General features: G+C 72.3%; 23 protein-coding genes and 1 pseudogene. 12 read left to right on the plus strand and 12 right to left on the minus strand.

Annotation, left to right across the window (positions count from 1 at the left end):
* Positions 1 to 8: 8 nt before the first annotated feature.
* From ACF08B_RS16465 to ACF08B_RS16475, 3 genes are all read left to right on the plus strand, one after another.
* Positions 9 to 2,021, plus strand: a complete 2,013-nt coding sequence (locus ACF08B_RS16465; RefSeq protein WP_392317961.1) for an FUSC family protein — start codon at positions 9 to 11, stop codon at positions 2,019 to 2,021.
* A gap of 259 nt (positions 2,022 to 2,280) precedes the next feature.
* Positions 2,281 to 2,925 carry a DUF899 domain-containing protein gene (locus ACF08B_RS16470; RefSeq protein WP_392317962.1) on the plus strand — a complete coding sequence of 215 codons (645 nt, stop codon included), beginning with the start codon at positions 2,281 to 2,283 and terminating at the stop codon, positions 2,923 to 2,925.
* A gap of 152 nt (positions 2,926 to 3,077) precedes the next feature.
* Positions 3,078 to 3,254, plus strand: coding sequence for a hypothetical protein (locus tag ACF08B_RS16475; protein WP_093478526.1), 177 nt, complete (start codon positions 3,078 to 3,080; stop codon positions 3,252 to 3,254).
* Between the two features lie 45 nt (positions 3,255 to 3,299).
* Here the strand turns inward: ACF08B_RS16475 and ACF08B_RS16480 are convergent, their stop codons facing one another.
* From ACF08B_RS16480 to ACF08B_RS16490, 3 genes and pseudogenes are all read right to left on the minus strand, one after another.
* Positions 3,300 to 5,243 carry an ABC transporter ATP-binding protein gene (locus ACF08B_RS16480; protein WP_392317963.1) on the minus strand — a complete coding sequence of 648 codons (1,944 nt, stop codon included), beginning with the start codon at positions 5,241 to 5,243 and terminating at the stop codon, positions 3,300 to 3,302.
* Between the two features lie 178 nt (positions 5,244 to 5,421).
* The gene (locus tag ACF08B_RS16485) at positions 5,422 to 5,877 is read right to left on the minus strand and encodes a hypothetical protein (RefSeq protein ID WP_392317964.1); all 456 of its coding nucleotides are present in this window, start codon (positions 5,875 to 5,877) and stop codon (positions 5,422 to 5,424) included.
* A gap of 329 nt (positions 5,878 to 6,206) precedes the next feature.
* Positions 6,207 to 6,920 (minus strand): annotated as a pseudogene (locus ACF08B_RS16490) (ATP-binding protein); the annotation flags it as partial.
* Positions 6,921 to 7,136: 216 nt separating this feature from the next.
* Here ACF08B_RS16490 and ACF08B_RS16495 point away from each other — a divergent pair.
* Entirely contained in the window at positions 7,137 to 7,997 is an 861-nt protein-coding gene (locus tag ACF08B_RS16495; RefSeq protein ID WP_392317965.1) for a helix-turn-helix domain-containing protein, read from the plus strand.
* Entirely contained in the window at positions 7,998 to 8,252 is a 255-nt protein-coding gene (locus ACF08B_RS16500) for a DUF397 domain-containing protein (RefSeq protein WP_073892674.1), read from the plus strand. It abuts the gene before it with no gap.
* A 210-nt stretch (positions 8,253 to 8,462) separates the two neighbouring features.
* On the opposite strand, the gene ACF08B_RS16505 is transcribed toward ACF08B_RS16500, so the two are convergent.
* Positions 8,463 to 9,911, minus strand: a complete 1,449-nt coding sequence (locus ACF08B_RS16505; protein ID WP_392317966.1) for a PLP-dependent aminotransferase family protein — start codon at positions 9,909 to 9,911, stop codon at positions 8,463 to 8,465.
* Between the two features lie 46 nt (positions 9,912 to 9,957).
* Here ACF08B_RS16505 and ACF08B_RS16510 point away from each other — a divergent pair, with 46 nt between their 5' ends.
* On the plus strand, positions 9,958 to 10,506 hold the full coding sequence (locus tag ACF08B_RS16510) for a carboxymuconolactone decarboxylase family protein (protein WP_392317967.1): 549 nt from the start codon (positions 9,958 to 9,960) through the stop codon (positions 10,504 to 10,506).
* Between the two features lie 75 nt (positions 10,507 to 10,581).
* Here the strand turns inward: ACF08B_RS16510 and ACF08B_RS16515 are convergent, their stop codons facing one another.
* The 3 genes from ACF08B_RS16515 to ACF08B_RS16525 all read right to left on the minus strand — a co-directional run bounded on the left by ACF08B_RS16515 (position 10,582) and on the right by ACF08B_RS16525 (position 13,733).
* The gene (locus ACF08B_RS16515; protein WP_093478533.1) at positions 10,582 to 12,069 is read right to left on the minus strand and encodes a glutamate synthase subunit beta; all 1,488 of its coding nucleotides are present in this window, start codon (positions 12,067 to 12,069) and stop codon (positions 10,582 to 10,584) included.
* Between the two features lie 281 nt (positions 12,070 to 12,350).
* Positions 12,351 to 12,830 (minus strand): DUF1772 domain-containing protein, encoded by a 480-nt coding sequence (locus tag ACF08B_RS16520; protein ID WP_392317968.1) that lies wholly within the window; start codon positions 12,828 to 12,830, stop codon positions 12,351 to 12,353.
* Between the two features lie 207 nt (positions 12,831 to 13,037).
* On the minus strand, positions 13,038 to 13,733 hold the full coding sequence (locus ACF08B_RS16525; protein ID WP_392317969.1) for a DUF2293 domain-containing protein: 696 nt from the start codon (positions 13,731 to 13,733) through the stop codon (positions 13,038 to 13,040).
* A 303-nt stretch (positions 13,734 to 14,036) separates the two neighbouring features.
* Here ACF08B_RS16525 and ACF08B_RS16530 point away from each other — a divergent pair, with 303 nt between their 5' ends.
* Positions 14,037 to 14,669: a uridine kinase gene (locus ACF08B_RS16530; RefSeq protein ID WP_392317970.1), complete on the plus strand. Its 633-nt coding sequence runs from the start codon at positions 14,037 to 14,039 to the stop codon at positions 14,667 to 14,669.
* Between the two features lie 43 nt (positions 14,670 to 14,712).
* Here ACF08B_RS16530 and ACF08B_RS16535 read toward each other — a convergent pair whose 3' ends face one another.
* Positions 14,713 to 15,840, minus strand: a complete 1,128-nt coding sequence (locus ACF08B_RS16535) for a magnesium and cobalt transport protein CorA (protein WP_392317971.1) — start codon at positions 15,838 to 15,840, stop codon at positions 14,713 to 14,715.
* Positions 15,841 to 16,215: 375 nt separating this feature from the next.
* On the opposite strand from ACF08B_RS16535, the gene ACF08B_RS16540 reads away from it, so the two are divergent.
* Positions 16,216 to 17,010 carry a methyltransferase domain-containing protein gene (locus ACF08B_RS16540; protein ID WP_392317972.1) on the plus strand — a complete coding sequence of 265 codons (795 nt, stop codon included), beginning with the start codon at positions 16,216 to 16,218 and terminating at the stop codon, positions 17,008 to 17,010.
* Positions 17,011 to 17,145: 135 nt separating this feature from the next.
* Here the strand turns inward: ACF08B_RS16540 and ACF08B_RS16545 are convergent, their stop codons facing one another.
* Positions 17,146 to 18,084: a carbohydrate kinase family protein gene (locus tag ACF08B_RS16545; RefSeq protein ID WP_392317973.1), complete on the minus strand. Its 939-nt coding sequence runs from the start codon at positions 18,082 to 18,084 to the stop codon at positions 17,146 to 17,148.
* Complete coding sequence (locus tag ACF08B_RS16550) at positions 18,069 to 18,977, minus strand: pseudouridine-5'-phosphate glycosidase (protein WP_392317974.1); 909 nt, start codon at positions 18,975 to 18,977, stop codon at positions 18,069 to 18,071. Before ACF08B_RS16550 ends, ACF08B_RS16545 begins: the two co-directional genes overlap by 16 nt.
* A gap of 97 nt (positions 18,978 to 19,074) precedes the next feature.
* Between ACF08B_RS16550 and ACF08B_RS16555 the strand changes: the two genes are divergently transcribed.
* Complete coding sequence (locus ACF08B_RS16555; RefSeq protein WP_093478541.1) at positions 19,075 to 19,506, plus strand: VOC family protein; 432 nt, start codon at positions 19,075 to 19,077, stop codon at positions 19,504 to 19,506.
* Positions 19,507 to 19,511: 5 nt separating this feature from the next.
* On the opposite strand, the gene ACF08B_RS16560 is transcribed toward ACF08B_RS16555, so the two are convergent.
* Together ACF08B_RS16560 and ACF08B_RS16565 are read right to left on the minus strand one after the other, a co-directional pair.
* The gene (locus ACF08B_RS16560) at positions 19,512 to 20,066 is read right to left on the minus strand and encodes a methylated-DNA--[protein]-cysteine S-methyltransferase (protein ID WP_392317975.1); all 555 of its coding nucleotides are present in this window, start codon (positions 20,064 to 20,066) and stop codon (positions 19,512 to 19,514) included.
* Positions 20,067 to 20,106: 40 nt separating this feature from the next.
* Complete coding sequence (locus tag ACF08B_RS16565; RefSeq protein WP_392317976.1) at positions 20,107 to 20,997, minus strand: glycerophosphodiester phosphodiesterase; 891 nt, start codon at positions 20,995 to 20,997, stop codon at positions 20,107 to 20,109.
* Between the two features lie 279 nt (positions 20,998 to 21,276).
* Here ACF08B_RS16565 and ACF08B_RS16570 point away from each other — a divergent pair, with 279 nt between their 5' ends.
* The 3 genes from ACF08B_RS16570 (at position 21,277) to ACF08B_RS16580 (ending at position 25,082) form a co-directional block, all read left to right on the plus strand.
* Positions 21,277 to 22,158, plus strand: a complete 882-nt coding sequence (locus tag ACF08B_RS16570; RefSeq protein ID WP_392317977.1) for an MHYT domain-containing protein — start codon at positions 21,277 to 21,279, stop codon at positions 22,156 to 22,158.
* Positions 22,159 to 22,198: 40 nt separating this feature from the next.
* Complete coding sequence (gene uvrB, locus ACF08B_RS16575; protein WP_392317978.1) at positions 22,199 to 24,346, plus strand: excinuclease ABC subunit UvrB; 2,148 nt, start codon at positions 22,199 to 22,201, stop codon at positions 24,344 to 24,346.
* 157 nt (positions 24,347 to 24,503) lie between these two features.
* Positions 24,504 to 25,082 (plus strand): TerD family protein, encoded by a 579-nt coding sequence (locus ACF08B_RS16580; protein ID WP_093478548.1) that lies wholly within the window; start codon positions 24,504 to 24,506, stop codon positions 25,080 to 25,082.
* Positions 25,083 to 25,101 lie beyond the last annotated feature (19 nt).

Here is a 25,101-nt window from a genome sequence, read left to right on the forward strand (position 1 = left end):
GGAGCCCCGTGTCCCGGCCCGCCGCACCCCCATGGCTCGCCCACGCCTTCCGTGCCCAGCGCGGTCCCGTCCCCTGGAGCGCGGTGACCCGGGGCGCGCTCGCCGCCGGGCCGCTGCTGCTCGCCGGTGTCCTCGGTGGACGGACGTCCTTCGGGGTGCTCGCCGCCGTCGCCGCGATGCTCGCCGGGATCAACGACCGGCCCGGCAGCCGCCGCGCCTCCGTCAAGCGCCTCGGAGTGCCCGCCCTGGCCGGAGCCCTCGGGCTGCTCGTGGGCACGTACGCCGGGCAGGGAATGACGGCCGTACCGCTGGCCCTGGCGTTCACCGGACTCGGGCTGGTCGCGGGCGGCGTCAGCGCGGTCGGACCCGTGGCCAGCGCCGCGGGCACCCAGCTCCTCGTCGCCGTCGCCTTCGGAGCCGGGATGCCGGGCGCGGAGAGCGGCTGGCAACGGGCCCTCGCCTTCCTCGCCGGGGCCGGCTGGCTGATGCTGCTGCGGCTGGCCCTGCCCTCGCCCGGCTCGCCCGCCGGCGACTTCCGCTTCGACGGGGAGCGGGCGGCGGTCGCCGACGTGTACGACGCGATCGCCGCGCTCCTCGACGCCGCGGGCGGCCCCCACGCCACCGCCCGGCGGGCCGCGCTCACCGCCGCCCTCGACCACGCGCAGGACGCACTCGACGGACCTCGGCTGCGCCGGCACGCGAGCTCGGCAGCCGAGCGCCGGCTGCACGCCCAGTACGCGGCGGCGCTGCCCCTCGCCGAGGCCGCGACCGCGCTCTTCTGGGCGGGGGAGCCGGTCGCGGCCAGGGCGTCCGAAGGGCCCCGGCGGCTCGCCTCCGCCGTCCGCGGCGACACGGCGGCCGGACCGCTGCCCGCTCCCCGCGTCCCCCGTGCCGGGCTGCACCTGCGGGCCGCGGCCCCCGTCACGCCCGCCCTGCGGGCCCTCGACGACGCCCTGCTGCGTGCGGCCCAGGCCTTCGACCGGGCCGAGGGCGCCCACCACCGGCTGATCGCCAGGCGCCGGAGCGTCCGCGACGTGGCGCGGGCCGTGTTCGGCGCCGGTGGCCGCGAGTACGGGCTGCGGGTCGCCCTCTGCTTCGGCGGCAGCGCCGCCATCGCCCAGATGCTGCACCACGCCCGTTGGTACGGGCACCACCAGCACTGGTACTGGCTGCCCGTCACCGCCGTCTTCCTCGTCAAGCCCGATCTCGGACCGCTCGCCTCGCGCGTGCTGTGCCGGGCCGCCGGGACCGTACTGGGCGCCCTGGTCTTCGCCGGTCTCGCCGCGTTGCTGCCCCGCCCGGCGGGACTGTTCCTGCTGGTCGCGGTGTGCGGGGCGCTCGTACCGGTCGCCGTCCGGCACTTCGCCGCCCTGACCGCGGTCATCACCGTCCTGGTGCTCGCTCTCGTCATGGTCGGCGGGGAGCCGCAGGCCTCCGTCAGCCGGATCGGTGAAACGCTCCTGGCCTGTGCGCTCGTGCTGGTCGTCGGACACCTGCCGGTGCCGGGCCGGCGCGGCGGCGCGGTCAAGGCCCGCCTCGCCACGGCCGGTACCGCGGCGCACGCCTACCTCGCCCACGTCCTCGGCGACCCCGGCCACCCCGCCGACGGGGCCGGGCGGAGGGCGCCGAGCGGGCCCGCCCACCTGGCCGGGCGATGGGCACAGGAAGAGCCCGCCGGTCGAGCCGCGCGGCCGGCGGGGGACGGGCCCACGTCAGGGGCGCTCGCCGGGTGTGATGACCGCCCGGAGCGGTGGGCGTTGCGCCGGGAGGCCTACCGCACCCTCGCGGAGGCCCGTACCGCCATCGAGCTCGCCGCTGCCGAACTGCCCGCCCTGGCCCGGCACACCGAGGGGACGGACGCCGTCGCGGAGGTGCTGGAACGGCTGGTGGACACGACGACGGCCTGCGCCGTCCACCTCGACGACACCGGCCGCCTGACCCCCCGCCACGTGCGGCAGCTGCGCGCGGCACTGACCGAGCTGGAACTCCAGGGGATGCGGGCGCCGGCACCCGCCGCCTGAGCCGGCCGCGGCCGTCTCATCGTGTCCCGGCCGCCGTACGGCAGTTGAAGGAGAGCCGGCAGTCCCGGCCGACCGCAGGCACGTACGACGCGTCCAGGCGTACGGCAGCCGAGCAGGCGGTTTCCCCGAGACGGAACTCACCGACGGCGAGCCGTCGCGGCCCGCCGGGAAACCGGCCGAAAAGAATCTCCGCGCGCGGCGATGAGTTTCGTATCCGAGGTCGGTCACCACCGTGACCGACCGTCGGACAGGAGGGCCCATGTCGCTTCCCGAGATCGTCTCGCGTGAGCAATGGCGCGCGGCGCGCGAGGAGTTGCTGCGGAAGGAGGAGGCGGTCACGCGGGCCCGCGAGGCCCTCGGCGCCGAGCGGCGACGGCTGCCCATGGTCGAGGTCGACCCCGAGTACGTCTTCGAGGGCGGCGACGGCAAGGCCACCCTCCTGGACCTCTTCGAAGGCCGCGCGCAACTCGTCGTCCACCACTTCATGTTCGCGCCGGAGTGGGAGGAGGGCTGCCCCTGCTGCGCGGCCTTCCTGGACCAGGTCGGCCACCTCGCGCATCTGCGTGCCAGGAACACCTCGTTCGCGGCCGTGTCCCGGGCCCCGTTCACCCGCATCCTGCCGTTCAAGGCACGGATGGGCTGGGCGGTGCCCTGGTACTCCTCCGGCCACGGCGACTTCAACCGCGACTTCCAGGCCACCGTCCCCTCGGGCGGGGACCAGGTCGAACGGCCGGGCGTCAGCTGCTTCCTGCGCGACCACGACCGGGTCTTCCACACCTACTCGGTGTACGACGACGGACTGGACGGAGTCGGCACCCTCGCCGGCCTGCTCGACCTGACCGCGCTCGGCCGGAGCCCGGTCGGAAGCGACCCCCTCCGCCTTCACGACGAGTACGAGAACTGACACGGAGGGTGCCGTTCCTGTCACAACGTGAACGGACTCTCACCGTCCGCGCCCAACAGGTGTAGACAATGTCTCAGTCCCGTCACCGAGCGAGCCGTTTCCCCTCTCCAGGGCGTTAACTCCAACAAGTACGACGCTTCTGGAGGTGCGAGATGGTGAACGGGCGAACGGTGCTCGAACGCTTTCCCGCCGGTGGTCCGCGGGGATCCTGGCCCGCGGAGGAGTTCGCGCACGCACGACGTCAGGAAGGCCTGCCCGCCGAGGTCGTGATGGACCTCGCGACGGACACCTTCCTCGTGATCGTGCGCGGGGGCGAAGCCGTCGAGTGACACCGCCGTCGCCGTCCGCGCGGCGGCCGGTGACACCGAGCCGGGTCAGGCCGGTTTCGGCGCGGGGATCCGCATCGTGAACTGCTCCGCCTGGAGTGCGTACAGCTCGGCGTAGACGCCGCCGCCGGCCAGCAGTTCCTCCGGGGTGCCGGACTCCACCAGCCGCCCGCCCTCCAGTACGTGCACGAGATCGGCGTGCCGGACCGAGGCCAGCCGGTGGGTGATCAGCACGACCGTCTGCCCGCTGCCCGCCAGCGCCCGGATCTTCTCGAACACCTCCAGCTCGGCCCGCGCGTCGAGGGCCGCGGTCGGCTCGTCCACGATCAGGATCCGTCCGCGCCGGTACGCGGCCCGGGCGATGCCGAGGCGCTGCCACTGGCCGCCGGACAGCTCGTGTCCACCGCTGAAGACGCGAGCCAGCAGCGTGTCCAGACCGCGCGGCAGGTCCTCGACGACCTCACCGGCGCCCGCCTCGGCGATCGACGCGGCCAGCCGTTCCTCGGTCATGGGCACGGAGGAACGGCCGACCGCCACGTTCACCCGGGCGGTGAACGGCCACCTCTTGAAGTCCTGCGCCACCATCGCGACGCGCTCGGCGAGCAGCCGCCGGTCCGCCCGCGCGGCGTCGACCCCGTCCCACAGGATCCGCCCCCGGTCCGGCGTGTACAGGCCCGCGAGCAACTTGACCAGGGTCGTCTTGCCCGAGCCGTTCTCGCCGACGAGCGCCACGATCCGGCCCAGGGGCAGGGTGAGGGTGACGTCGTCCAGCGCCGGCCGGGCCGCGTCACCCGGATAGCTGAACGTGACGTTCTCGAACCTGATCTCCCGGGGATCCTCCGGCAGCGCCTCCCCGCCCACCGGGATCGCCCGCTCGGCGGCCTCGACGTACATCCGCTCGAGATCGCCCACGAACAGGGCCTCCTCGTGCAGCTGGTTGATCTGCAGCACCAGAGTGTCCAGGCTCGCCGCCCCGGTACGGATCGCGAGCACCGCCGTACCGGCCACGGACAGGGCCATCGCCCCGGACAGCAGCAGGGCGCCCAGCGTGGCGTACGTCGCGAGCGTGGCGAGGCCCGTCCAGGCGGCCGCGATCAGACCGGTCCGGGCGGCCAGCCGGGAGAGCCGGGCCTGCTCCGCCTCGGCGGTCTCCGACATCGCCCGGAAATGCCGCAGCAGGAAGGGCCCCACCCCGTGCACACGGATCTCCGGGGCCGCGCCCGGCTCGGTGAGCAGGCTGCTGATCAGCTGACCGGCGCGGGCGTGCTGCACCCAGGTGTGGAACGACTCGTAGTGGCGCCGTGCGTTCGTCAGCGCGCTCCAGGCGCTCGGCAGCGTCATGGTGACCAGCAGCGGCAGCAGCGCCGGATGCAGCACGGTCAGTACGCCCGCCGCCGCGACCAGCGAGATCATCGCGTTGACGACCTGGGTGCCGTACCCGATCATGCGCCGCGCGGACCGGGCGCCGTACTGTGCCGTGTCCAGCAGCTTGTGGAACGCGTGGTCCTCGATCGCGGCCAGCTCCACGTTCGCCGCCCGCTCCAGATACAGCTCCGTCGCCACCCGCTCCACCTTGGGCTCCAGCCGCCCGGTGGCGTAGACGGAGGCGGCCCGCAGCAGCGCGGCGAGCAGCATCACACAGGCGACGACGACCAGGGCGGGCGCGGCCGAGTGCAGGCGCCGCGCGATGTCCGGGCCGGTGAGCAGCCTCCCGAGCGCGCTGTTCACGGCCAGCAGGCTCACCGCCTGGGCGACGCCCCGGCCCGCCTCGGCGGCCAGGACGATCCAGGCGGCCCGGGGATCCGCCTGCCGGGCCAGGCGCAGACTCGACAGCAGCATCCCGGGGAGCCGGGCCACCATCGCCCGGAAGTTCAGCTCGAGAAACGCGTCCGCGTGCTTGTTCCAGCCCGTGTCGTACCGCAGCGGCCCGCCGAACAGCAGCCGCTCCGACTCCGACACCGCGGACTCGGCCGCCCCCCGTCGCTTCCCCACGTGACCTCCCGAACCGTCGCGGAACGGCCACTATCGCGGGCGCGCCCGGCACGTCGGCAGGGCGCGAGAGGAAGGAATCGGGGGCGCGGAGGGGGCGCGAAGTGTGCGCGGGTGGCGCGGGGACGGGTTCACCCCGGGCGGCCGGATGCGCTCCATCTGCGACGAACCTGCGCCGCCCCTACGCCGACACGGCCCTCGACCAGTCCGGGGGCGTCCCGGTCGCCCGGCACAGGGCCAGGTACAGCGGGATCGGCGGGGTGTAGGGAACCGTGCCGTCCGGGCGGTGGATGAGCCGGGCGGTGCCGGTGATCAGGGCGCCGGGCGCGTAGTGGGCGGGGGCGGGCCAGCGCAGGGCGTGGTCGGAGTCCGCCGGCACGATCCACCACCAGTGCGTCCCGTCGGCGTACACACAGCCCAGCCGCGGCAGCCTGGGGACGACGAGCGGGCCGAGACGGTCGGGCACGGCCACGGCGTCACAGCCGAGCGGAACCGTCATGCCCTCCGGCATCGGCAGCCGGCGGGGTACCTCCGTGGCCGGCCGCCGCCGCTGCAGACGCACCAGGGTGTCCAGGCCGATCGGCCCCTCGGGGCCGCTGCCGGCTCCCCGGCCGAAGCCGTCCTCGGCGGCGGTCACGGCCGCTCCCCGGCGCGATGCTGCTCCGGGGCCCGGCGCAGGGGCTGGTCCACCGCGCGGTGCCGGTGCTTCTCGAACGCCGGATGCGAGGGCTGCTCGGCCCCGCGGTACCGGTGCTGGTCAGGGGTTTTGTGCCCGTGCTGCTCGGGGCCCACGGTCCTGTACGGCTCAGGGTTCCCGTGCCGGCGCTGTTCCGGGGTGCCGTTGCCGCCGTGCCCGTGCTGCTGCGGGCCTCCCTGGATTCCGTGGCCGTACTGCTCCGGGGTCCGCTGCAGCGGCTGGTCCGCAGCGCGGTGCCGGTGGTGCGCGGGGGTGTGGCGGTGTGCCTCGGCCGGGTCGTCGTCGCCGGAGTCCTCCGGGCGGCCGGGCTTCGGCCGAGCGCCCCAGCCCAGGTCGTTGCACGGTTCTGCGGTGCCGCGCGGCGCGCCTGTGCCGGAGATCGCGCCCGTGCCGTGGACCGGGTCCCTCCCGGAGGCCGTGTCGATGTCGGTGCCGCCGGAGGCCGCGTCGATGTCGGTGCCGATGTCGGTGCCGGCGCCGGTGCCGGGCAACGTGTCCGTCCCGCGGGCCAGCTCCGCCCAGACCAGCAGCCCGGAACCCTGTTCGTGTGCGCCCCAGACCCGGCACAGGGCGTCGACGAGAAGCAGTCCCCTCCCGTGCTCCTCGTCAGGGCGCTGCGGGGACGGGTGGGGATCGCCGGGAGCACAGCCCTCGTCGCCCACGGCTATGCGCACCATGTCGTCGTGGTCGTGCAGCTCGCACACCACATGCGTGCTCGCGGTGTGCACGATCGCGTTGGTGACCAGCTCGGATATGACCAGAGCCGCGTTGTCGCAGGTGTCCGCGCACACCGACCAGCCGGTCAGCCGGGCGTGCGCGAGCCGTCTCGCCTGAGCGACGGAACCCGGATGTGCGGCCAGCTCGAAGCGGAACCGGCGCTGGGCGGGACCCCCCGGAGGGGTCGCTCCCGTTGCGTCACCGAGACCGGAACGGTCTGCGGCGGCGTCTGTTCCTAAGGGCGCGGACGGAATCACGCCTGCCACTATCTCCCCGCCATGGACACTTGGCAAGTATCACTCTGAAAATTGCAGAGTGCTGTGTGACTCGGTCAGACGCCGTGGCACACTGCTCGCAACAGCACGTCGCGCGGCGCCAATTGGAGTCATCGGAGAGCCGACCCGGTCTTCGAAAGAATCTTCGAATGGCGCCGCAGGGCTGTCGTGGAACTTTCGGTGGAGGCTTTCGGTGGAGGTGGGAGCGTGAGCGAGCCGCGGTCCGCGCCGACGGTGGGCCAGGTGGTCCTCGGCCGGCGCCTGCTGGACCTGCGGGAACGCGCCGGGCTGAAGCGCGAGGAGGCCGCCCGCGTCCTCCGTGTCGCCCCCGCCACCGTCCGCCGCATGGAGATGGCCGAGGTCTCCCTCAAAATCCCGTATCTGCAACTGCTGCTGAAGTCCTACGGCGTCCCCGACGACGAGGCCGAGCTCTTCGTCCAGCTGGCCGAGGAGGCCAACAGGCCCGGCTGGTGGCAGCGGTTCCACGACATCCTGCCGGGCTGGTTCTCCATGTACGTCAGCCTGGAGGGTGCGGCCGCCCTCATCCGCTCCTACGAGCCGCACTTCGTCCCCGGCCTGTTCCAGACCGAGGACTACGCGCGCGGGGTGCTGAAGTCCGGCGCCATCGGCCAGACGAGCCCGGACGACATCGAGCGCCATGTCGCCCTGCGCATGCAACGTCAGGAACTGCTCACCCGTCCAGACGCCCCCCGTTTCTGGGCGGTGATGGACGAGACCGCCCTGCGTCGCCCTATCGGCGGCCCGGAGGTGATGCGCGCACAGATCGACAAGTTGCTCGAGGCCACGAAGCTGCCCAATGTGACGCTCCAGGTCGCCCCGTTCGCCAACGGGCCGCACCCGGGGACGTACGGGCCCTTCGTGCTGTTCCGATTTGCCATGTCAGAACTGCCGGACATGGTCTACAGCGAGTACCTGACCGGCGCCGTCTACCTGGACGCGCGCGCCGAGGTGGCGACCCACCTGGAGGTCATGGACCGCATGGCGGCGCAGGCCGCTACGGCGCAACGCACGAAGGAGATCCTCCGGGATCTCCGCAAGGAGCTGTGAATGGATCGCATCAAGCCGCGCGGACACGTCTACAACGGCATGCCCGCGCGGGAGTTGGGCAGCGAGGGCTGGCACAAGCCCTGGAGCGGCGGGAACGGCGGGAACTGCCTGGAGGCGATGAAGCTGGCCGACGGCCGGATCGCCGTGCGCCAGTCCACCGACCCCGACGGCCCGGCGCTGATCTACACCTCGGACGAGATGACCGCGTTCATCGAAGGCGCCAAGGCGGGCGAGGCCGACTTCCTGCTGTCCTGAGGCCGGGTCGCGGACGCCCCTTGCTGAACCGTTTCTGTACAGAGCTCGACCCCCCTTTGTGCCGCCGGGCTTGACGGGGCAACAGGTCCCGTCTCCTCGGGAGCCGGGAGCCGGGAGCCGGGAGCCGGGAGGATGGGAGCCGAGAGTCGAGAGGCGCGCGGCGAGATCCGCGGGGCCGGGAGCCCGGGGCCTGGCGGGCTCCAACCGCCCTCACTCCGGTGGCAGCACCGCGCACAGCGCGTCCAGAGCCGCGCCGTACGCGTGTTCAGCCGGTGCGGCGTACCCGATCACCAGACCGTCGGACGGCGGCATCCCCGTCTCCGGATGCCGGAACGCGCCGAGGCCGTCGAGGGCGATCCCCTGCCACGCGGCGGCCTTCACCACGGACCGTTCGCTTCCCTGCGGCAACCGCAGCACCGCGTGCAGCCCGGCCGCGATCCCCGTCACCTCCACGTGCGGCGCCTGCGCGGCGAGCGCCGCGACGAGCCGGTCACGCCGGCGACGGTACCGCTGCCGCATGCGCCGCACATGACGGTCGTACGACCCCGAGCGCACGAAGTCGGCCAGGGCGAGCTGGTCCAGCGCGCTCGCCCAGCCCTCCCGTTCGCCCTTCGCCCCGATCACCGGCCCCACCAGGTGCTCCGGCAGCACCATCCAACCGAGCCGCAGCGCCGGGGACAGGCTCTTGCTGACCGAGCCGAGGTGGATCACCCGCTCCGGATCGAGGCCCTGAAGCGCGCCGACGGGTCTGCGGTCGTACCGGAACTCGCCGTCGTAGTCGTCCTCCAGCACCACCGTCCCCTGCGCGCGGGCCCAGTCGACCACCGCTGCCCGCCGCTCCGGGTGCAACGGGCCGCCGGTCGGGAACTGGTGCGCCGGCGTGAGCAGCACGGCCCGCTCCCGCCCGAGCGCCTCCACTCGCGCCCCGTGCTCGTCCAGCGGCAACGGCACCGTCCGCACCCCGGCCGTCGCGAGCAGCCCCCGGTGGAAGTCCAGCCCGTACGCCTCCATGCCCAGCGGTCCGCGCAGCACCCCGCCCGCCCCCTGTCCGAACAGCAGCCGCAGCGCATGCGCGAAACCCGAGCAGACGACGATCCGGCCCGGTTCGGTACGCACCCCGCGCGCGCGTGCCAGGTATTCCGCCAGCGCCTCCCGCAATTCCCACCGCCCGGCCGGGTCACCCGGCCCGAACGCCTCGCTCGGTGCCGCCTGCAGCGCCCGCCGGTACGAGGCCGACCAGGCCGTACGCGGAAACGCCGACGGGTCCGGCGACCCCTGCCGCAGATCGTGCCGCGGCCCGCGCGCGCGTGGCGGCGCGGCCACCTGTGTCCGTGCCGCGGCCCGCCTCGGCTCCGGCTTTCCCGGCCGCCCCAAGTGAGCCATGCCCGTCGCGACCCGCGTCCCCGAGCCCTGCCGGGCGGTCAACCAGCCCTCCGCGACCAGCTCCGCATAGGCGTCGGCCACCGTGTTGCGGGCGACGCCCAGGTCGGCCGCGAGCGAACGGTACGGCGGCAGCCGGGTGCCCGGCGCGAGCCGCCCACTGCGCACCGCCTCCCGCAGGGCCCGGGTCAGCGCGGCCCGCCGTCCGCCCGGTCCCGACAGCTCCAGGTGCAGATCGACGCCGATCCGCTCCGCGGAATTGACCCACGATTCCGTCATGGAAATGCACCCTACAGCCGGTCTTTCCACGGCCTAAATTGGAGACATGACGACGAACACCACCGCAACTGCCCAGGCCAACACCACCGTTGACACCGCTACCGTCGACACCACCGCCGGCATCGCCGCGGCCGAGGCCGCCCGTACGCGCCTGGACTTCGCGAAGGCCGCCCCCAAGGTCTTCCGGGCCATCGTCGGCCTCGACATCGCCGCCCGCACGGGGCTCGACCCCGCGCTGGTCGAGCTCATCCAGATCCGCGCCTCGCACCTCAACCACTGCGCCTACTGCCTGCACATGCACACCAACGACGCCCGCAAGGCCGGCGAGAGCGAGGACCGGCTGCACATGGTCGCCGTCTGGCGGGAGGCCCGCCACTTCTTCACTCCGAAGGAGCAGGCGGCCCTGGCACTGACGGAGGCGGTGACCCTGGTCTCCGACGCGGGCGTCCCCGACGCCGTCTACGCCGAGGCCGCCGCACAGTTCGAGGAGGAGGAACTGGCCCACGTCCTCGCCCTGATCCTCACCATCAACACGTGGAACCGTGTGGCCCTCGCCACGGGCAAGGTCGCCGGCACGGACGAGAGGCGCCCCTGACCCCGCGCCTCGCGCGGTTCGGCCGGGGTTCCCCTGCCCGGCGTACGATCCGTCCCCAAGGCCTCGGTGCCGTTCTCACACCCTCATCGGCCGGTCGCCGGGAGCGACCGGCGCGGGCAGCTGCGAAGTGCCCATGAGGTAGCGGTCGACGGCCGCCGCCACCGCCCGCCCCTCCGCGATCGCCCACACGATGAGCGACTGTCCGCGCGCCGCGTCCCCCGCGGCGAACACCCCGGGGACATTGGTGGCGAAGCCGTCGTCCCGCGCGATGGTGCCGCGGGGCTGGAGCACCAGCCCCAGCTGGTCGACCAGGCCGTCCTCCTGGTCCGGCCCGTTGAACCCCAGCGCGAGCAGCACGAGGTCGGCGGGAAGCACGCGGTCGGTCCCGGGCACCGGCTCACGCCGTACGTCGACCTCCACCAGATGCAGCTCCCGCACGTGCCCGTCCGCGTCCCCGGTGAAGCGGAGCGTGGACGCGGCGAACAGCCGTGCGTCCGCGTCCGCCGCCGGCGCCGTCCGCAGATCCCGCGCCTCCTCGTGCGCGGCCGACAAACGGTAGACCTTCGGGTACGTCGGCCACGGCTCGACGTCCTCGTCGCGCTCGGCACCCGGCTGCGCGTAGATGTCCAACTGGGTCACGGACGCCGCCCCCTGGCGCACCGCCGTGCCCAGACAGTCGGCCCCCGTGTCCCCGCCGCCGACGATCACGACGTGCTTCCCGGCCGCCGACAGCGGTGAGACCTCCAGATCCCCCTCGCACACCCGATTCGCCAGCGGCAGATAGACCATCGCCTGATGAATGCCGCTCAACTCCCGACCCGGCGCCGGAAGTTCCCGCCACGCCGTCGCCCCCGTGGCCAGCACCACCGCGTCGTACCGCGCCCGCAGATCCGCCGCCGAGATGTCCCGCCCGACCGCCGTGGACGCACGGAACTTCGTCCCCTCCGCCAGCATCTGCGCGATCCGCCGCTCCAGATGCCGCTTCTCCATCTTGAACTCGGGGATGCCGTACCGCATCAGCCCGCCGATCCGGTCGTCCTTCTCGTACACGGCGACCGTGTGCCCGGCCCGTGTCAGCTGCTGCGCCGCCGCGAGCCCCGTGGGCCCGGACCCGACGACCGCGACCGTCCTCCCCGACAGCCGCTCCGGAGGCCGCGCGGGCGTGAAGCCCTCCTCCCAGGCCCGGTCGGCGATCGCGCACTCGACGTTCTTGATCGTGACCGCCGGCTGGTTGATCGCCAGCACACATCCCGCCTCGCAGGGCGCCGGACACAGTCGGCCGGTGAACTCCGGAAAGTTGTTGGTGGCGTGCAGCCGCTCGCTCGCCGCCTTCCAGTCCTCGCGCGAGACCAGGTCGTTCCACTCGGGGATGAGGTTGCCCAGCGGGCAGGCCTCGTGGCAGAACGGCACACCGCAGTCCATACAGCGGTCGGCCTGCTTGCTGATGATCGGCAGCAGCGCTCCCGGGACGTACACCTCGTCCCAGTCCCGCACCCGCTCCTCGACGGGCCGCCGCGCCCACTCCTGGCGCGGCGTGGTCATGAACCCCTTGGGATCGGCCATGGCGGTCTTCCTCGCGTACCGGCACCGGAGGGCACCGGGTGTACGGCGGGCCGTGCGTCATCGGGCGGCACTCTTCCGGCCACGATACGTCCGCCCCGACAGCCCCGCAGAGCGGCGGACAGCTCATGCCGAGGAGCCGCCCGGCGCACGACCGGAAGCCGCTCCGCCACTGATCAGCAGGGGGCAGGGCCGGGTCGCGAGGAGGGAGAGGACAGGGAAGGACAGGGAAGGATAGGGGAGGACCGGGGAGGGCAGGGAAGAGAAGAGGGGCAGCCGGGTTGTCACGTGAGCGCCAGCACGTAGACGAGGGCGGCCGCGGCGGACGCCACGGTCCGGACATGGTTCCAGAACGTCCACTCGCGCACGTACGCCGGCCAGTACACGGCGGCCTCCGGTGCACCCGCGGTCATCCGGGCCAGCCTGTCGTTGCGGGGCACGTTCGCGACGAGCGTCAGCCCGAAGGAGCCGGCCAGGTACAGCGCACTGCCCAGCAGCAGCTCCACCTTCCCCTCGCCCGGCCAGACCACGAACGTCACCACGGCTATCAGTACGCTCAGCACCGCCGAACCCGTGAAAACGGCCATGAAGGCAGGTCGCACCGCGGCCACGTTGATCGCGTTCATCGCGGCGACCCCCTGCGCGGGCGGCAGCGCGGCGAGCCCCCGCATCACGAACGTCGAGAACCCGCAGAAGACGCCCGCCACCAGCCCGGTCCCGAGGATCCCCAGCACCACCAGGACGAAGTACGGCCCGTCGATCATCTCCACACCCCCTTGTCGTTCCACCCGGGCCCGGAAGCCCGGCATCACCATCACTTCCAGTGAAAGCCCGCGGCAAGCGGCCGACCATGGCCGAGGGACGCGACGCCATACGCGAGCGTCCATACGCCGCCCGCCGTGAGTCGCATGGACCACCTCCGCTCGGCACTACCGCGCACGGCCTCCTCTCTCACCCTTCGGCCATCCGCCTCAGCCCACGTCCTCCCCGGCGCCCTGCCAACCCCGCAGCACGCCGTCCACGGCCGAGGCGATCCGGCGACGCGCCTCGAACCGTCCGACCCCGCTCATCAGCAGCTGGTCGTACGGCGTGTCCACGTGCCGCACGGCCGCCACGACCGCCGAGATCACCGCCCCTTCGGTCAGCGCCCGCCCGGCGGCGCTGCGACCGACCCGCCCGCTGCCCCGCAGGGACGCGTGCGCCGCGATCGCCCGGGCCCGCTCCACCGGGCAGCCGGGGAACAGCCGGAGAATCTCGGCCGCGAACGCCGCCGCGAACCGGTCGTCCTCCGCCGCCCTGCGCCGCGCGTCCCGCGCCCGACGTCGGCGCCGCGCCTCCGCGTCCGCCAGGCAGCGCTCCTCGGCCCGCGCCAGAGCAGCCTCTTCCACGAGCACGCCCTGCCGCTCGTATCGGCTCTTGCGCCGGTTGTAGCGGACGACCACCACCGACAGCCCGCTCTCCTCCCGCGACCTGCGGGTCAGCGCGGTGTCACCGCGCGGCAGGAACACCAGGTGCCCGAGGTCGGCACAAGCCAGACAACGAGGTGCCCCGTCCTCCAGCACGAGCAACGACAGCGGACCGCGGAGGCAAGCGGCACACCGCTTCTGCTTCAGCGGCTGGACGGCGACAAGACGACCGGGGGAGTGGGGAGTTGCGGGAAGGGCCATACGCGGTATTTTCCCCGTCACCAGCCGCGTGTCCCTCCCCGGGGCGTGCTCGGCCCGCCGCCTCCCGATCCGCCCCTTCATCAGCGGCGTGTCCCTCCTTGGTGCCGTGCTCGGCCCGCTGCCTCCCGACCGATCGCCGTACCCCCGCTCGCTGGGCCCGCCCAGGCGGTGCCGCTGGCGGCCGACCCGGCGACGGTCGGCCGGAGACGGCACCCGTGCCCTCCTCCGGGGGGACCCGGCTCAGGTCAGGCGCCGGCGCCCGCCCGTCTCCGGTCTTCGGGCCCACCCGGCATCATGGGCTCTGTGCGACTCGAAGCGATCACCTGGGACCGGCTCGCCGATCTGCTGGCCGACCGGCTGACCGGCCTGGCACCGGCCGACGGAGGAGCCTGGCCGCGGGTCGGTCTCGACGGGGCCCCGGCCGCCCGGCCCGGAGACCTCGCCGAGCGGGTCGGCGAGGCGCTGCGGGTGCGCGGCCGGCCCTCGCTCGTCGTCGGCACCGAGGGCTTCCTGCGCCCCGCCTCGCTGCGCCTGGAACACGGCCGCCGGGACGAGGAGTCGTACTACAGCGGATGGTTCGACACCGCCGCTCTGTGGCGCGAGGTGTTCGGCCCGCTCGATCCCGGCGGCAGCGGCCGTGTCCTGCCCGACCTGTGGGATCCGGCCACCGACCGGGCCACCCGCAGCCCCTACTCCCAGCTTCCGCCCGGCGGAATCCTGTTGCTCCACGGCCCCCTCCTGTTGCGCCACTGGTTCCCCTTCGACCTGACCGTGCACGTCCTCCTCACCCCGGGCGCCCTGCGTCGCCGCACTCCCGAGGCCGACCACTGGACGCTCCCCGCGTTCGAGCGCTACGAGGCCGAGACGGATCCGGCCGGCACGGCGGACGTCCTCGTCAGGGCCGACGACCCGCGCCATCCCGCGTGGGGCGGGTGACCCGGAGCCGCGCGGCGGAGCCGGACGCTCCGGGGCATCGCCGTCAGAGCCAGCCGTTGCGTCGGAACCCCCGGTACAGGGCCAGACACGCTCCCGCCATCACGACCATGACCAGCGGATAACTGAACTGCCAGTGCAGCTCCGGCATATGGTCGAAGTTCATACCGTACACCCCGCACACCATGGTCGGCACAGCGATCACCGCCGCCCACGCCGTGATCTTCCGCATGTCCTCGTTCTGCGCGACGGTCACCTGCGCTAGGTGCGCCTGCAGAATGGAGTTGAGGAGTTCGTCGAACGCGGCGATCTGTTCCTTGGCCCGTATCAGATGGTCCAGTACGTCGCGGAAGTACGCCTGTATCTCCGGGGCCACGACCCGGATGGGCCGGGTGGCGAGATCCTCCACGGGGCGGCCCAGTGGTACCACCGCCCGCTTGAGCTCCAGCAGTTCGCGCTTCATCTGGTAGATGCGGCCCGGGTCCAGCCGCGCGCCGATCTCCGAGAACACCTCCGTCTCGACCTGGTCGATGTCGGCCTGCACCGCGTCCGTGACGCTCAGGAAGTCGTCGACGACGTGGTCGGCGATCGCGTGCAGCACCGCCGCCGGCCCCTTGGCGAGCTGCTGCGGATCCGACTCCAGTTCCTCCCGCAACGGTCCCAGCGAGCCGTGCATGCCATGGCGCACCGTGACGACGAAGTCCTCGCCGACGAACACCATGATCTCGCCGGTGTTCACCACTTCGCTGGTCGCCGTGAGCTCTTCGTGCTCCACGTAACAGACGGTCTTGAACACCGCGAACAGCGTGTCCCCGTAGTGCTCCAGCTTCGGGCGCTGGTGTGCCTCGACCGCGTCCTCCACCGCCAGCGGATGCAGGTCGAACAACTCGGCGATCCCCGCGAACTCACGGGCCGTCGGCTCGTGCAGCCCCAGCCAGACGAACCCGTCGCCCCTCTTGCGCACCAGTCGTACGGCGTCCTCCAGGTCGGCGCACTCCGGCACCCGCGCGCCGTCCTGGTACATCACGCAATTCACCACCGAGGAGCCCAGCGGCGACCGGGCGGGATGGCTCAGGTCCACGCGAGGCCGCCGCTTGGCCAGCCGTGCGACCTTGCGCAGGCCGCCGACCCGGTCCAGCCGTGTGACCTTCCGCAGATTCCCTGCCATGGACATCTGGATCTCCTCGTGTGGATCTCCTCGCGCGACGCTTGCGCGCCTTGCCCGGCAAGTCTGCCAGTTGGGGGCAAAGGGCGGGCAAGCCTGTGGGAACGTCGAGTTCCGCTTGGTTCCCGCCTGTGGACGGACGCGTCGGATCGCTCCTTGAACCGGGCGCTCACCTGGGCACCATCCATGCCAGGAGTGTCGAACCCCTGCTCAACTCGGTTCCCTCCAAACACGGATGTGAGCCATCGCTCACCTCGGCATGCTCACCGTCGCAGGGCAGGGGACAGGTCGCTGTTCGGTAGAAGCGGTAGAAGCGGTAGAAGCGGTAGGTCGGCGGGTCTGCCGGGCGCTCCGGACAAGCCGGGTGACTGGGATGATCGCGGCATGACGGAATCCGACGGGTACCTCCTCGACAATCGGCAGAGCGAGGCGGCCCGGCGTTTCGACGCCTTCGCCGACCTGTTCGACCCCACGACCTTCCGGCACATCGAGGGCCTGGGCATCCGCCCCGGCTGGCGCTGCTGGGAAGTCGGAGCCGGTGGCAGCTCCGTCGTCTCCTGGCTCGCCGAGCGGGTGGGCCCGACGGGCACGGTGGTCGCGACCGACATCGACACCACGCGGCTCGCTTCCGTGGCCCGCCCGCCGGTGGACGTCCGCGTACACGACGTCGGTGCCGAGGAACCGCCGGGCGACGGCTTCGACCTCGTCCACGCCCGGCTCGTCCTCGTCCATGTGCCCGATCGGGAAAGGGCGTTGCGGTCCATGATTCAGGCACTGCGTCCCGGCGGCCGCCTGCTGATCGAGGACGCGGACCCCGCGCTCCAGCCCCTGATCTGCCCCGACGAGCACGGTCCCGAGCAGCGGCTCGCCAACCGGCTGCGCCAGGGCTTCCGCAAGCTGCTCGCCGAACGCGGCGCCGACCTGGCCTACGGCCGTAAGCTGCCGCGACTGCTCCGCGAGGCGGGGCTGCGGGAGGTGGAGGCCGACGCCTACTTCCCCGTGGCCTCCCCTGCCTGCACCGCCCTGGAGGCCGCGACCGTCCGCCAGATCCGTGACCGGCTCGTCGCCGCGGGGCTGGCCACCGACGAGGAGATCGATCTGCACCTCGCCCATGTCGAGGCCGGCGACATGGACCTGGTCACCGCCCCGATGATCTCGGCGTGGGGCCGGAAGCCGTAGGCACCGACACCGCAAGCGTGAGCACCGGCACCGGCACCGGCACCGGCACCGGCCACAGTGCGCGGAAAGCGAGACCAGTAGCCCTTGCACGCCTACTCGAGCCCTGCACACCTGCTCGCCGCGAAGGCCCGGCCCCTACCCGCCGGTCCCCGGACACGGTGGTCTGCCGCCCACCCGTCCGACCGCCTCCGCCCCTGCCCGGCACCCGAGTGCCGCCGCCTCCTCCGGGGCGGCGCCCGCGACCAGAGCTGCGAGGAACGCGCCGGTGAAGGCGTCACCGGCGCCCGTGGTGTCCCGAGGAATCGCCGACGCGGCCGGGACCCGGGCAGCCACGGTGCCGGACCGGGCCACCAGTGCACCGTCCGCACCCGCCTTGGCCACGACCAGCGGAACAAGACGGCTCAGCTTCGCCGCCGCGTCCGCCGGGTCCGGCAGCCCCGTCAGCAGGCAGGCCTCGTCCCGGCTGGGCAGCAGCACGTCCAGCTGCTCGGCGAACGTCAGGAACCGGTCCACCCCCAGCTCCACCAGGAAACCCGCCGACGCCGGGTCGAGGCTGACCGGCACACCACGCGTGCGTGCCGCCGCCAGGGCTCTCTCGGCGAGCGCCCGGCTGGTCTCCGTGAACAGCAGATAGCCCGACAGATGCAGGCGGGCGACCCCGTCCAGCAGCTCCTCCGACCAGTCGGAGGGTTCGAGCCGCAATGAGGCCCCGCTGTCCGTGAGGAACGTGCGCTCGGCCGCCGCTGCCTTGTCCACCAGGCAGATGACCGTCCCGGTCGCCGCCTCCGGGTCGACCACGAGCCGCGGCCGCACTCCCGCCGCCGCCAGCTCCCTCTCGTGCCACGCGGCCGCGTCGGCGCCGACCCGTCCCAGCAGCCGTACGTCCGTGCAGCCCGCGTGCGCGGCCCAACAGGCCACGTTGGCGCCCGCGCCGCCCGGCAGCGTGCGGATCACGGCGGCCGTGTCGGTGCCCGCCGCCAACGGCCCGAGGTGCCGGGCGACCACGTCGGTGACCACATCACCGACGACCAGTAGCGCTCCGTGCCGCTGCCCCGACGTCACCCCCGCGCCCACGCCGAGGCGATCCGCGCCGCCAGCCGTACGTTTCCGCGCACCGCCGCCAGATTGGCGCTCAGAGAAGCACCGTCCGTGTGCCGGACCAGATAATCCAGCAGGAACGGCGTCACCGCCTGCCCGGTGACACCCCGCTCCGCGCAGGCGGCGAGGGCGTCGGCGAGCACGCGCGCGTGGAGCCCGGGATCGAGCTGCTCCGCCTCCGGCACGGGGTTGGCGACGATCAGCGCCGACTCCGGTGCGGTGAGCGCGTCCTGGGCCCGCATCACGCCCGCGACCTGCTCCGGGCTGCCCAGCGTCCAGTCGACGGGATACCCCGAGTCGGCCAGGTAGAAGCCGGGGAAGCGATCCGTGCCGTACCCGGCGACCGCCACGCCCAGTGTCTCCAGCCGCTGCAGGGTCGCCGGCACATCGAGGATCGACTTCACGCCCGCGCACACGACCGTGATCCGCGTGCGGGCCAGCAGCCCCAGGTCCGCCGACTCGTCCTGCGTCACCGTCCACTCCCGGTGCACACCGCCCAGACCACCCGTCGCGAACACCCGTACGCCCGCCAGCGCGGCAAGCTGCGCCGTCGCCGACACCGTCGTCGCCCCGCTCGCACCGGCCGCCACGGCGAGCGGCAGATCACGGTGGCCCAGCTTGCGGATGCCCTCATCGTTCGCGACCCGCTCCAGCTGCTCCTTGTCCAGGCCCACCAGGGGGCGGCCGTCGAGCACCGCGATCGTCGCGGGCACCGCGCCCTCGCGCCGGACCGTGTCCTCCAGCTCCAGCGCCACCTGCAGATTCCGTGGGCGCGGCAGACCATGCGCGATGATCGTGGACTCCAGGGCCACCACCGGCCGTCGCCCGGCGATCGCCTCCCGGACCTCTTCAGACACCACCAGCACCACGCGCCCGCCTCCTGTCCGTCGTCCTTCCTCATCTCTGGCGGGCGCCGACTACCGTTAAACGCTTGCGGCCTGTGGGGCACGCCACCAGCCTGGTCGCATGACGAACAGCAGCACACGACTCGACCACGTCGTCCTGTGGGTGGCCGATCCGGTGGCAGCCGCCGCCTTCTACGAGGAGGCCGTCGGCTTCGAAGCCCTGAAGGTCACCGAGTTCGCCGAGGGGAAGGTGACCTTCCCGTCCGTGCGCGTCAACGAGGAGACCATTCTCGATCTCGCCCCGCACAGTGCCGCGGACCGCATGAACATGTTGCCCGGCTCGGCCGGCAGTGCGGGCCACCCCGTCAACCATGTGTGCCTGGCCCTGCCCGCCGACGCCTTCGACGCCCTGCGCGCCCGCCTCCGCGAGCACGGCGTGCCCATGAGCGACATCGGGCGCCACTCGTCCGGCGCGCGGGGCGACGCCACCCGCAACTTCTACTTCCGGGACCCCGACGGCAACGTCTTCGAGGCCCGGCACTACGACGACTAGCCGCCTCAGAAGAGCGGCTCGGGCAGCACACCCTCCAGGGCGAGCAGCTTCCGCTTGGTCTCCAGTCCGCCTCCGAACCCTCCGATACCACCGTCGCTCTCCACCACCCGATGGCACGGCACCACCAACGGCAGCGGATTGGCGCCCATCGCGGCGCCGACCGCCTGCGCCCCGCCGGGCTGCCCGACCCGCCCGGCGAGATCGCCGTACCCCACCACGGCGCCGTACGGCACGCCGGACGCCAGCTCACGCAGCACCTGCCGGTTGAACCCGGAGATCAGCGACCAGTCCAGCGGCAGATCGAAATCGAGGAGGTCGCCCGCGAAGTACGCGCGCAGCTGGCGTATCGCCTCGGCCAGCAGCGGCGAGTCCGGGTCCTCCACGGGCTCGCCGCCCAGCCGCGCCGCCAGCCGCTCCAGGGCCCGGTCGCGCACCGCTTCGGTGGCGTGGAACACGACGTTGACCAGGCCCTCCCGGGTCGCCGCCAGCATCAGCGGGCCGATGTCGCTGCCGACGACGGCCCACACGACCCGCTGCTCACCCTGCCCATGGCTGTCCATGCGCCCACGGTACGACCCGCCACTGACAACGCCGCCCGGCTCAGTCCGCGCCGGTCGCCGACCGCACCACGTCGGGCTTGTTGGTGATGATCCCGTCGACGCCGTATCCGGCCACCTTGCGGGCGGTGGCCATGTCGTCGACCGTCCAGGCGAACACTCCGAGCCGCCTGCCGTGCGGCCCTTCGAAGGCATGCACGGCCGAGACGTACCCACGGGAGAGCGAGCCGTACGAGGGGTTGATCAGATCCGTGAACCGGGCGTACCGGGGCAGCTGTCCCGCGCCGGGCTTGCCCAGGTAGGCGGTGGTCACCGCAGGCTTGAGCTCGTGGACGGCCAGCACGCTGTCGGTGCTGAAGCTCTGCACGACGAGCCGCCCGAGGTGGCCGGGGTCCAGCCAGCCCTCGTTGCCGAGGAGTTTGAGCGTGTCCCGCTCGATCCCCGGGTACAGATCGGGGTTCTTGATCTCCAGGAGCAGCTTCTCGTGGTTGCGCTCGACCCGGCGCATGTACTGCTGGAGCGTCGGCACGCGCGTGCCCGCGTACGCGGGGGAGAACCAGCTGCCCGCGTCCAGCCGGGCGATCTCGGCGGCCGTGAAGTCCTTCACCTTCCACGGCGCCCGGCCGGGGAAGACGTCCTCGACGTTCGTCGTGCGCTCCAGGCTGTCGTCGTGGATCACCACGAGCTGGCCGTCCTTCGTGCGCTGGACGTCGTTCTCCACCCAGGAGAAGCCGAGATCCGCCGCGTTGTCGATCGCGGCCAGCGTGTTCTCCGGCCCGTAGGCCGCGGCGCCCCGGTGGGCGATCACCGTGGGCCCGCCCGGCTCGGCCGCCTCACCCACCTCGCCGGCCCGGGCACCGGAGCCGGGACTCAGCAGGGACAGCCCCGTCCCCAGGATCGTGGCGGCCGTGGCGGCAACAACGCGCGCGTGCATGCAGTCTCCTCGCGTCGAGCGAATACCGACAGCAACAGACTGACAGCAGATGGTAACCGGCACGCGGGTGCACGACGACCACAGATTGAATGCAGATGTCCAAGTGCGCTCACGAGTGCCGCACAAGTGCGGCAAGGCCGTGTTTCTTTGCCGGAAAATCGTTCGACCATTCCGGTGGGGGTCATACTCTCTGCGACAACCCTGACCGCCCCCGCGGTCCTGGGACGGGGGCACACAGCCGGTATTCCGGGACGCAACAGGGCGGAAGGGCAGCCGCGCATGCAAGGCACGGTCGACGGATTCAGCTACGGGGCCGTCACCCCGGTGGTGGCCTACCTCATGGCCTGCCTGGGCGGTGCCCTCGGTCTGCGCTGCACCAGCCGGTCCCTGCTGGTCGCGCGCTCCCGGCGGCCCGCGTGGCTGGCCCTCGGGGCCGCCGCGATCGGCTCCGGCATCTGGACCATGCACTTCGTCGCCATGATGGGCTTCAGCGTCGAGGAGACCTCGGTCCACTACGACAAGCCGATCACCTACGCGAGCCTCGCTCTCGCCATCGTCATGGTCGGTGTCGGGATCTTCATCGTCGGCTACCGGGGTGCCAGCGGCACCGCTCTGTTCACCGGCGGCACGATCACCGGTCTGGGCGTCGCCTCGATGCACTACCTGGGCATGGCGGGCGTGCAGTTCGACGGCCACTTCACGTACAACACGCTCACCGTCGCCGCCTCCGTGGTCATAGGCGTCGTGGCGGCCACCGCAGCGCTGTGGGCCGCCGGGCACGTCCGGGGCGCGCTGTGGAGCGTGGGCGCCAGCCTCGTCATGGGACTGGCGGTCAGCGGCATGCACTACATGGGCATGGCAGCCCTCGGCGTCCAGCTCCATGGCACCCACCACGCCGCCGCCGGAGGCGGCCCCGAGGCGTCGGTGCTCGTGCCGATGCTGATCGGCCCGCTCGCCTTCCTGCTCCTGGCGGGCGTGGTCGTGGTCTACGAACCGCTGACCGTCATGGGGCGGCCGGCCCGCACGCCCGACGAGGACAAGCCGGGTGTCCCGGCCGCCGCCGTCGCCCCGCGCCACGACCGCCGCACCGCCCTCCACCAGGGCCGCAGGCCGGTCCGCCGAGCCGAGTACCACGGCTCCCGCACCCCGCAGAACCGCTGACCGGGACCCGTTGTCAGTGGGGGGTCGTACGGTTGATGGCATGCGGCCCGTTTCCCAGATCGAACGCACGGTGGCGCCCTTCGAGGTCGTCAGCCCCTACCAGCCCAGCGGCGACCAGCCGACGGCCATCGCCGACCTTGCCAAGCGCATCGAGGCCGGCGAGAAGGACGTCGTCCTGCTGGGCGCGACAGGCACCGGCAAGTCCGCCACCACGGCGTGGATGATCGAGAAGCTCCAGCGCCCCACACTCGTGATGGCGCCGAACAAGACACTGGCCGCCCAGCTGGCCAACGAGTTCCGCGAGCTCCTGCCGAACAACGCGGTCGAATACTTCGTCTCGTACTACGACTACTACCAGCCCGAGGCGTACGTCCCGCAGTCGGACACCTACATCGAGAAGGACTCCTCGATCAACGAGGAGGTGGAGCGCCTGCGCCACTCGGCGACGAACTCGCTGCTGACCCGCCGTGACGTCATCGTGGTCGCCTCGGTGTCCTGCATCTACGGCCTCGGTACTCCGCAGGAGTACGTCGACCGCATGGTCCCCCTCCGGGTCGGCGACGAGTTCGACCGGGACGAGCTGCTGCGCCGTTTCGTGGACATCCAGTACACGCGCAACGACATGGCCTTCAGCCGCGGCACCTTCCGGGTGCGCGGCGACACGATCGAGATCTTCCCGGTCTACGAGGAGCTGGCCGTCCGCATCGAGATGTTCGGTGACGAGATCGAGGCCCTCTCCACGCTCCACCCGCTCACCGGCGAGATCATCAGCGACGACCAGCAGCTGTACATCTTCCCCGCGTCCCACTACGTCGCCGGCCCCGAACGCATGGAGCGGGCCGTCAACGACATCGAGAAGGAGCTGGGGGAGCGCCTCGCCGAGATGGAGAAGCAGGGCAAGCTCCTGGAGGCCCAGCGGCTGCGGATGCGCACCACGTACGACATCGAGATGCTCCGCCAGATCGGCACCTGCTCGGGCGTGGAGAACTACTCGATGCACTTCGACGGCCGTTCGCCCGGCTCCCCGCCGAACACGCTGCTCGACTACTTCCCGGACGACTTCCTGCTCGTCATCGACGAGTCGCACGTCACGGTCCCGCAGATCGGCGCCATGTACGAGGGCGACGCCTCCCGCAAGCGCACCCTCGTGGACCACGGCTTCCGCCTGCCGTCCGCCCTGGACAACCGCCCCCTGAAGTGGGAGGAGTTCCAGGAGCGCATCGGGCAGACCGTCTATCTGTCGGCCACCCCGGGCACCTACGAGCTGTCCCGCTCCGACGGCACGGTGGAGCAGATCATCCGCCCGACCGGCCTGGTCGACCCGGAGGTCGTGGTCAAGCCCACCGAGGGCCAGATCGACGACCTGGTGCACGAGATCCGCATGCGCACCGAGAAGGACGAGCGGGTCCTCGTCACCACGCTGACCAAGAAGATGGCCGAGGACCTCACCGACTACTTCCTGGAACTCGGCATCCAGGTCCGGTACCTGCACAGTGACGTCGACACCCTCCGCCGTGTCGAGCTGCTGCGCGAGCTGCGCGCCGGCGAGTACGACGTCCTGGTCGGCATCAACCTGCTCCGTGAGGGCCTCGACCTGCCCGAGGTGTCCCTGGTGGCGATCCTCGACGCGGACAAGGAGGGCTTCCTGCGCTCCGGCACCTCGCTGATCCAGACCATCGGCCGCGCGGCGCGCAACGTCTCCGGCCAGGTCCACATGTACGCCGACAAGATCACCCCGGCGATGGAGAAGGCCATCGAGGAGACGAATCGCCGCCGGGAGAAGCAGGTCGCGTACAACACGGCCAACGGCATCGACCCGCAGCCGCTGCGCAAGAAGATCAACGACATCGTCGCGCAGATCGCCCGCGAGGACGTCGACACCGAGCAGCTCCTCGGGTCCGGCTACCGCAAGGGCAAGGACGGCAAGGGCGCCAAGGCGCCCGTCCCGTCCCTCGGTGACAAGGCGCTCAAGGGGGCCAAGGCGGGCAAGGCCGCCAAGTCCTCGAAGGGCGCGACGGTTCCCACGGACCGTCCGGCGGCCGAACTCGCCGAGCAGATCGAGGAGATGACCGAACGCATGCGCGCCGCCGCCGCGGAGCTGCAGTTCGAGATCGCCGCCCGGCTGCGGGACGAGGTCTCCGAGATGAAGAAGGAACTCCGCCAGATGCGGGAGGCCGGCATCGCCTGACCTCGCCGACGACCGTCCCGGACCCCGGTGCGGGCGCCAAGTGTTGCAACACCGACACAAAGCGCGAGCCGGGGTTCGGCACTGTCAGTGCCCCTGCGTAGGGTTCTGGCAACCGCGCAGTTCGCGGCAGCAGGGGACGTCGAGAGGGGAACCAGCCGTGTCCGTCAATTTGACCAAGGGTCAGGCCATCAGTCTCGCCAAGAACGACGGGGCGACCTTGACCGCGGTCCGCATGGGGCTCGGTTGGCAGGCGGCGAAGCGGCGCGGCCTGTTCGGCTCCCGCACCCGTGAGATCGACCTGGACGCCTCGGCCGTGCTGTTCGCCGAGAAGCAGCCGGTCGACGTGGTCTTCTTCCGCCACCTGGTGAGCGACGACGGTTCCGTGCGCCACACCGGTGACAACCTCGTCGGCGGTGTCGGCCAGGGCGGGGACGACGAGGCGATCCTGGTGGACCTCCAGCGCGTGCCGGTCCACATCGACCAGATCGTCTTCACCGTCAACTCCTTTACGGGCCAGACCTTCCAGGAGGTGGAGAACGCGTTCTGCCGCCTCGTCGACGAGACCAACGGCCAGGAACTCGCCCGCTACACGCTGGCCGGCGGCGGCCAGTACACCGCCCAGATCATGGCCAAGGTGACCCGCGCGGGCGCCAGTTGGACGATGACCGCCCTGGGCACCCCGGCCAACGGCCGTACCTTCCAGGACCTGATGCCGGCGATCCTGCCGCACCTGTAGGACCGACAGCGCCCGCCCA

Origin of the sequence: Streptomyces sp. NPDC015139, assembly GCF_043079785.1 — a bacterium.
In the GTDB taxonomy this organism is placed as follows: domain Bacteria; phylum Actinomycetota; class Actinomycetes; order Streptomycetales; family Streptomycetaceae; genus Streptomyces; species Streptomyces albidocamelliae.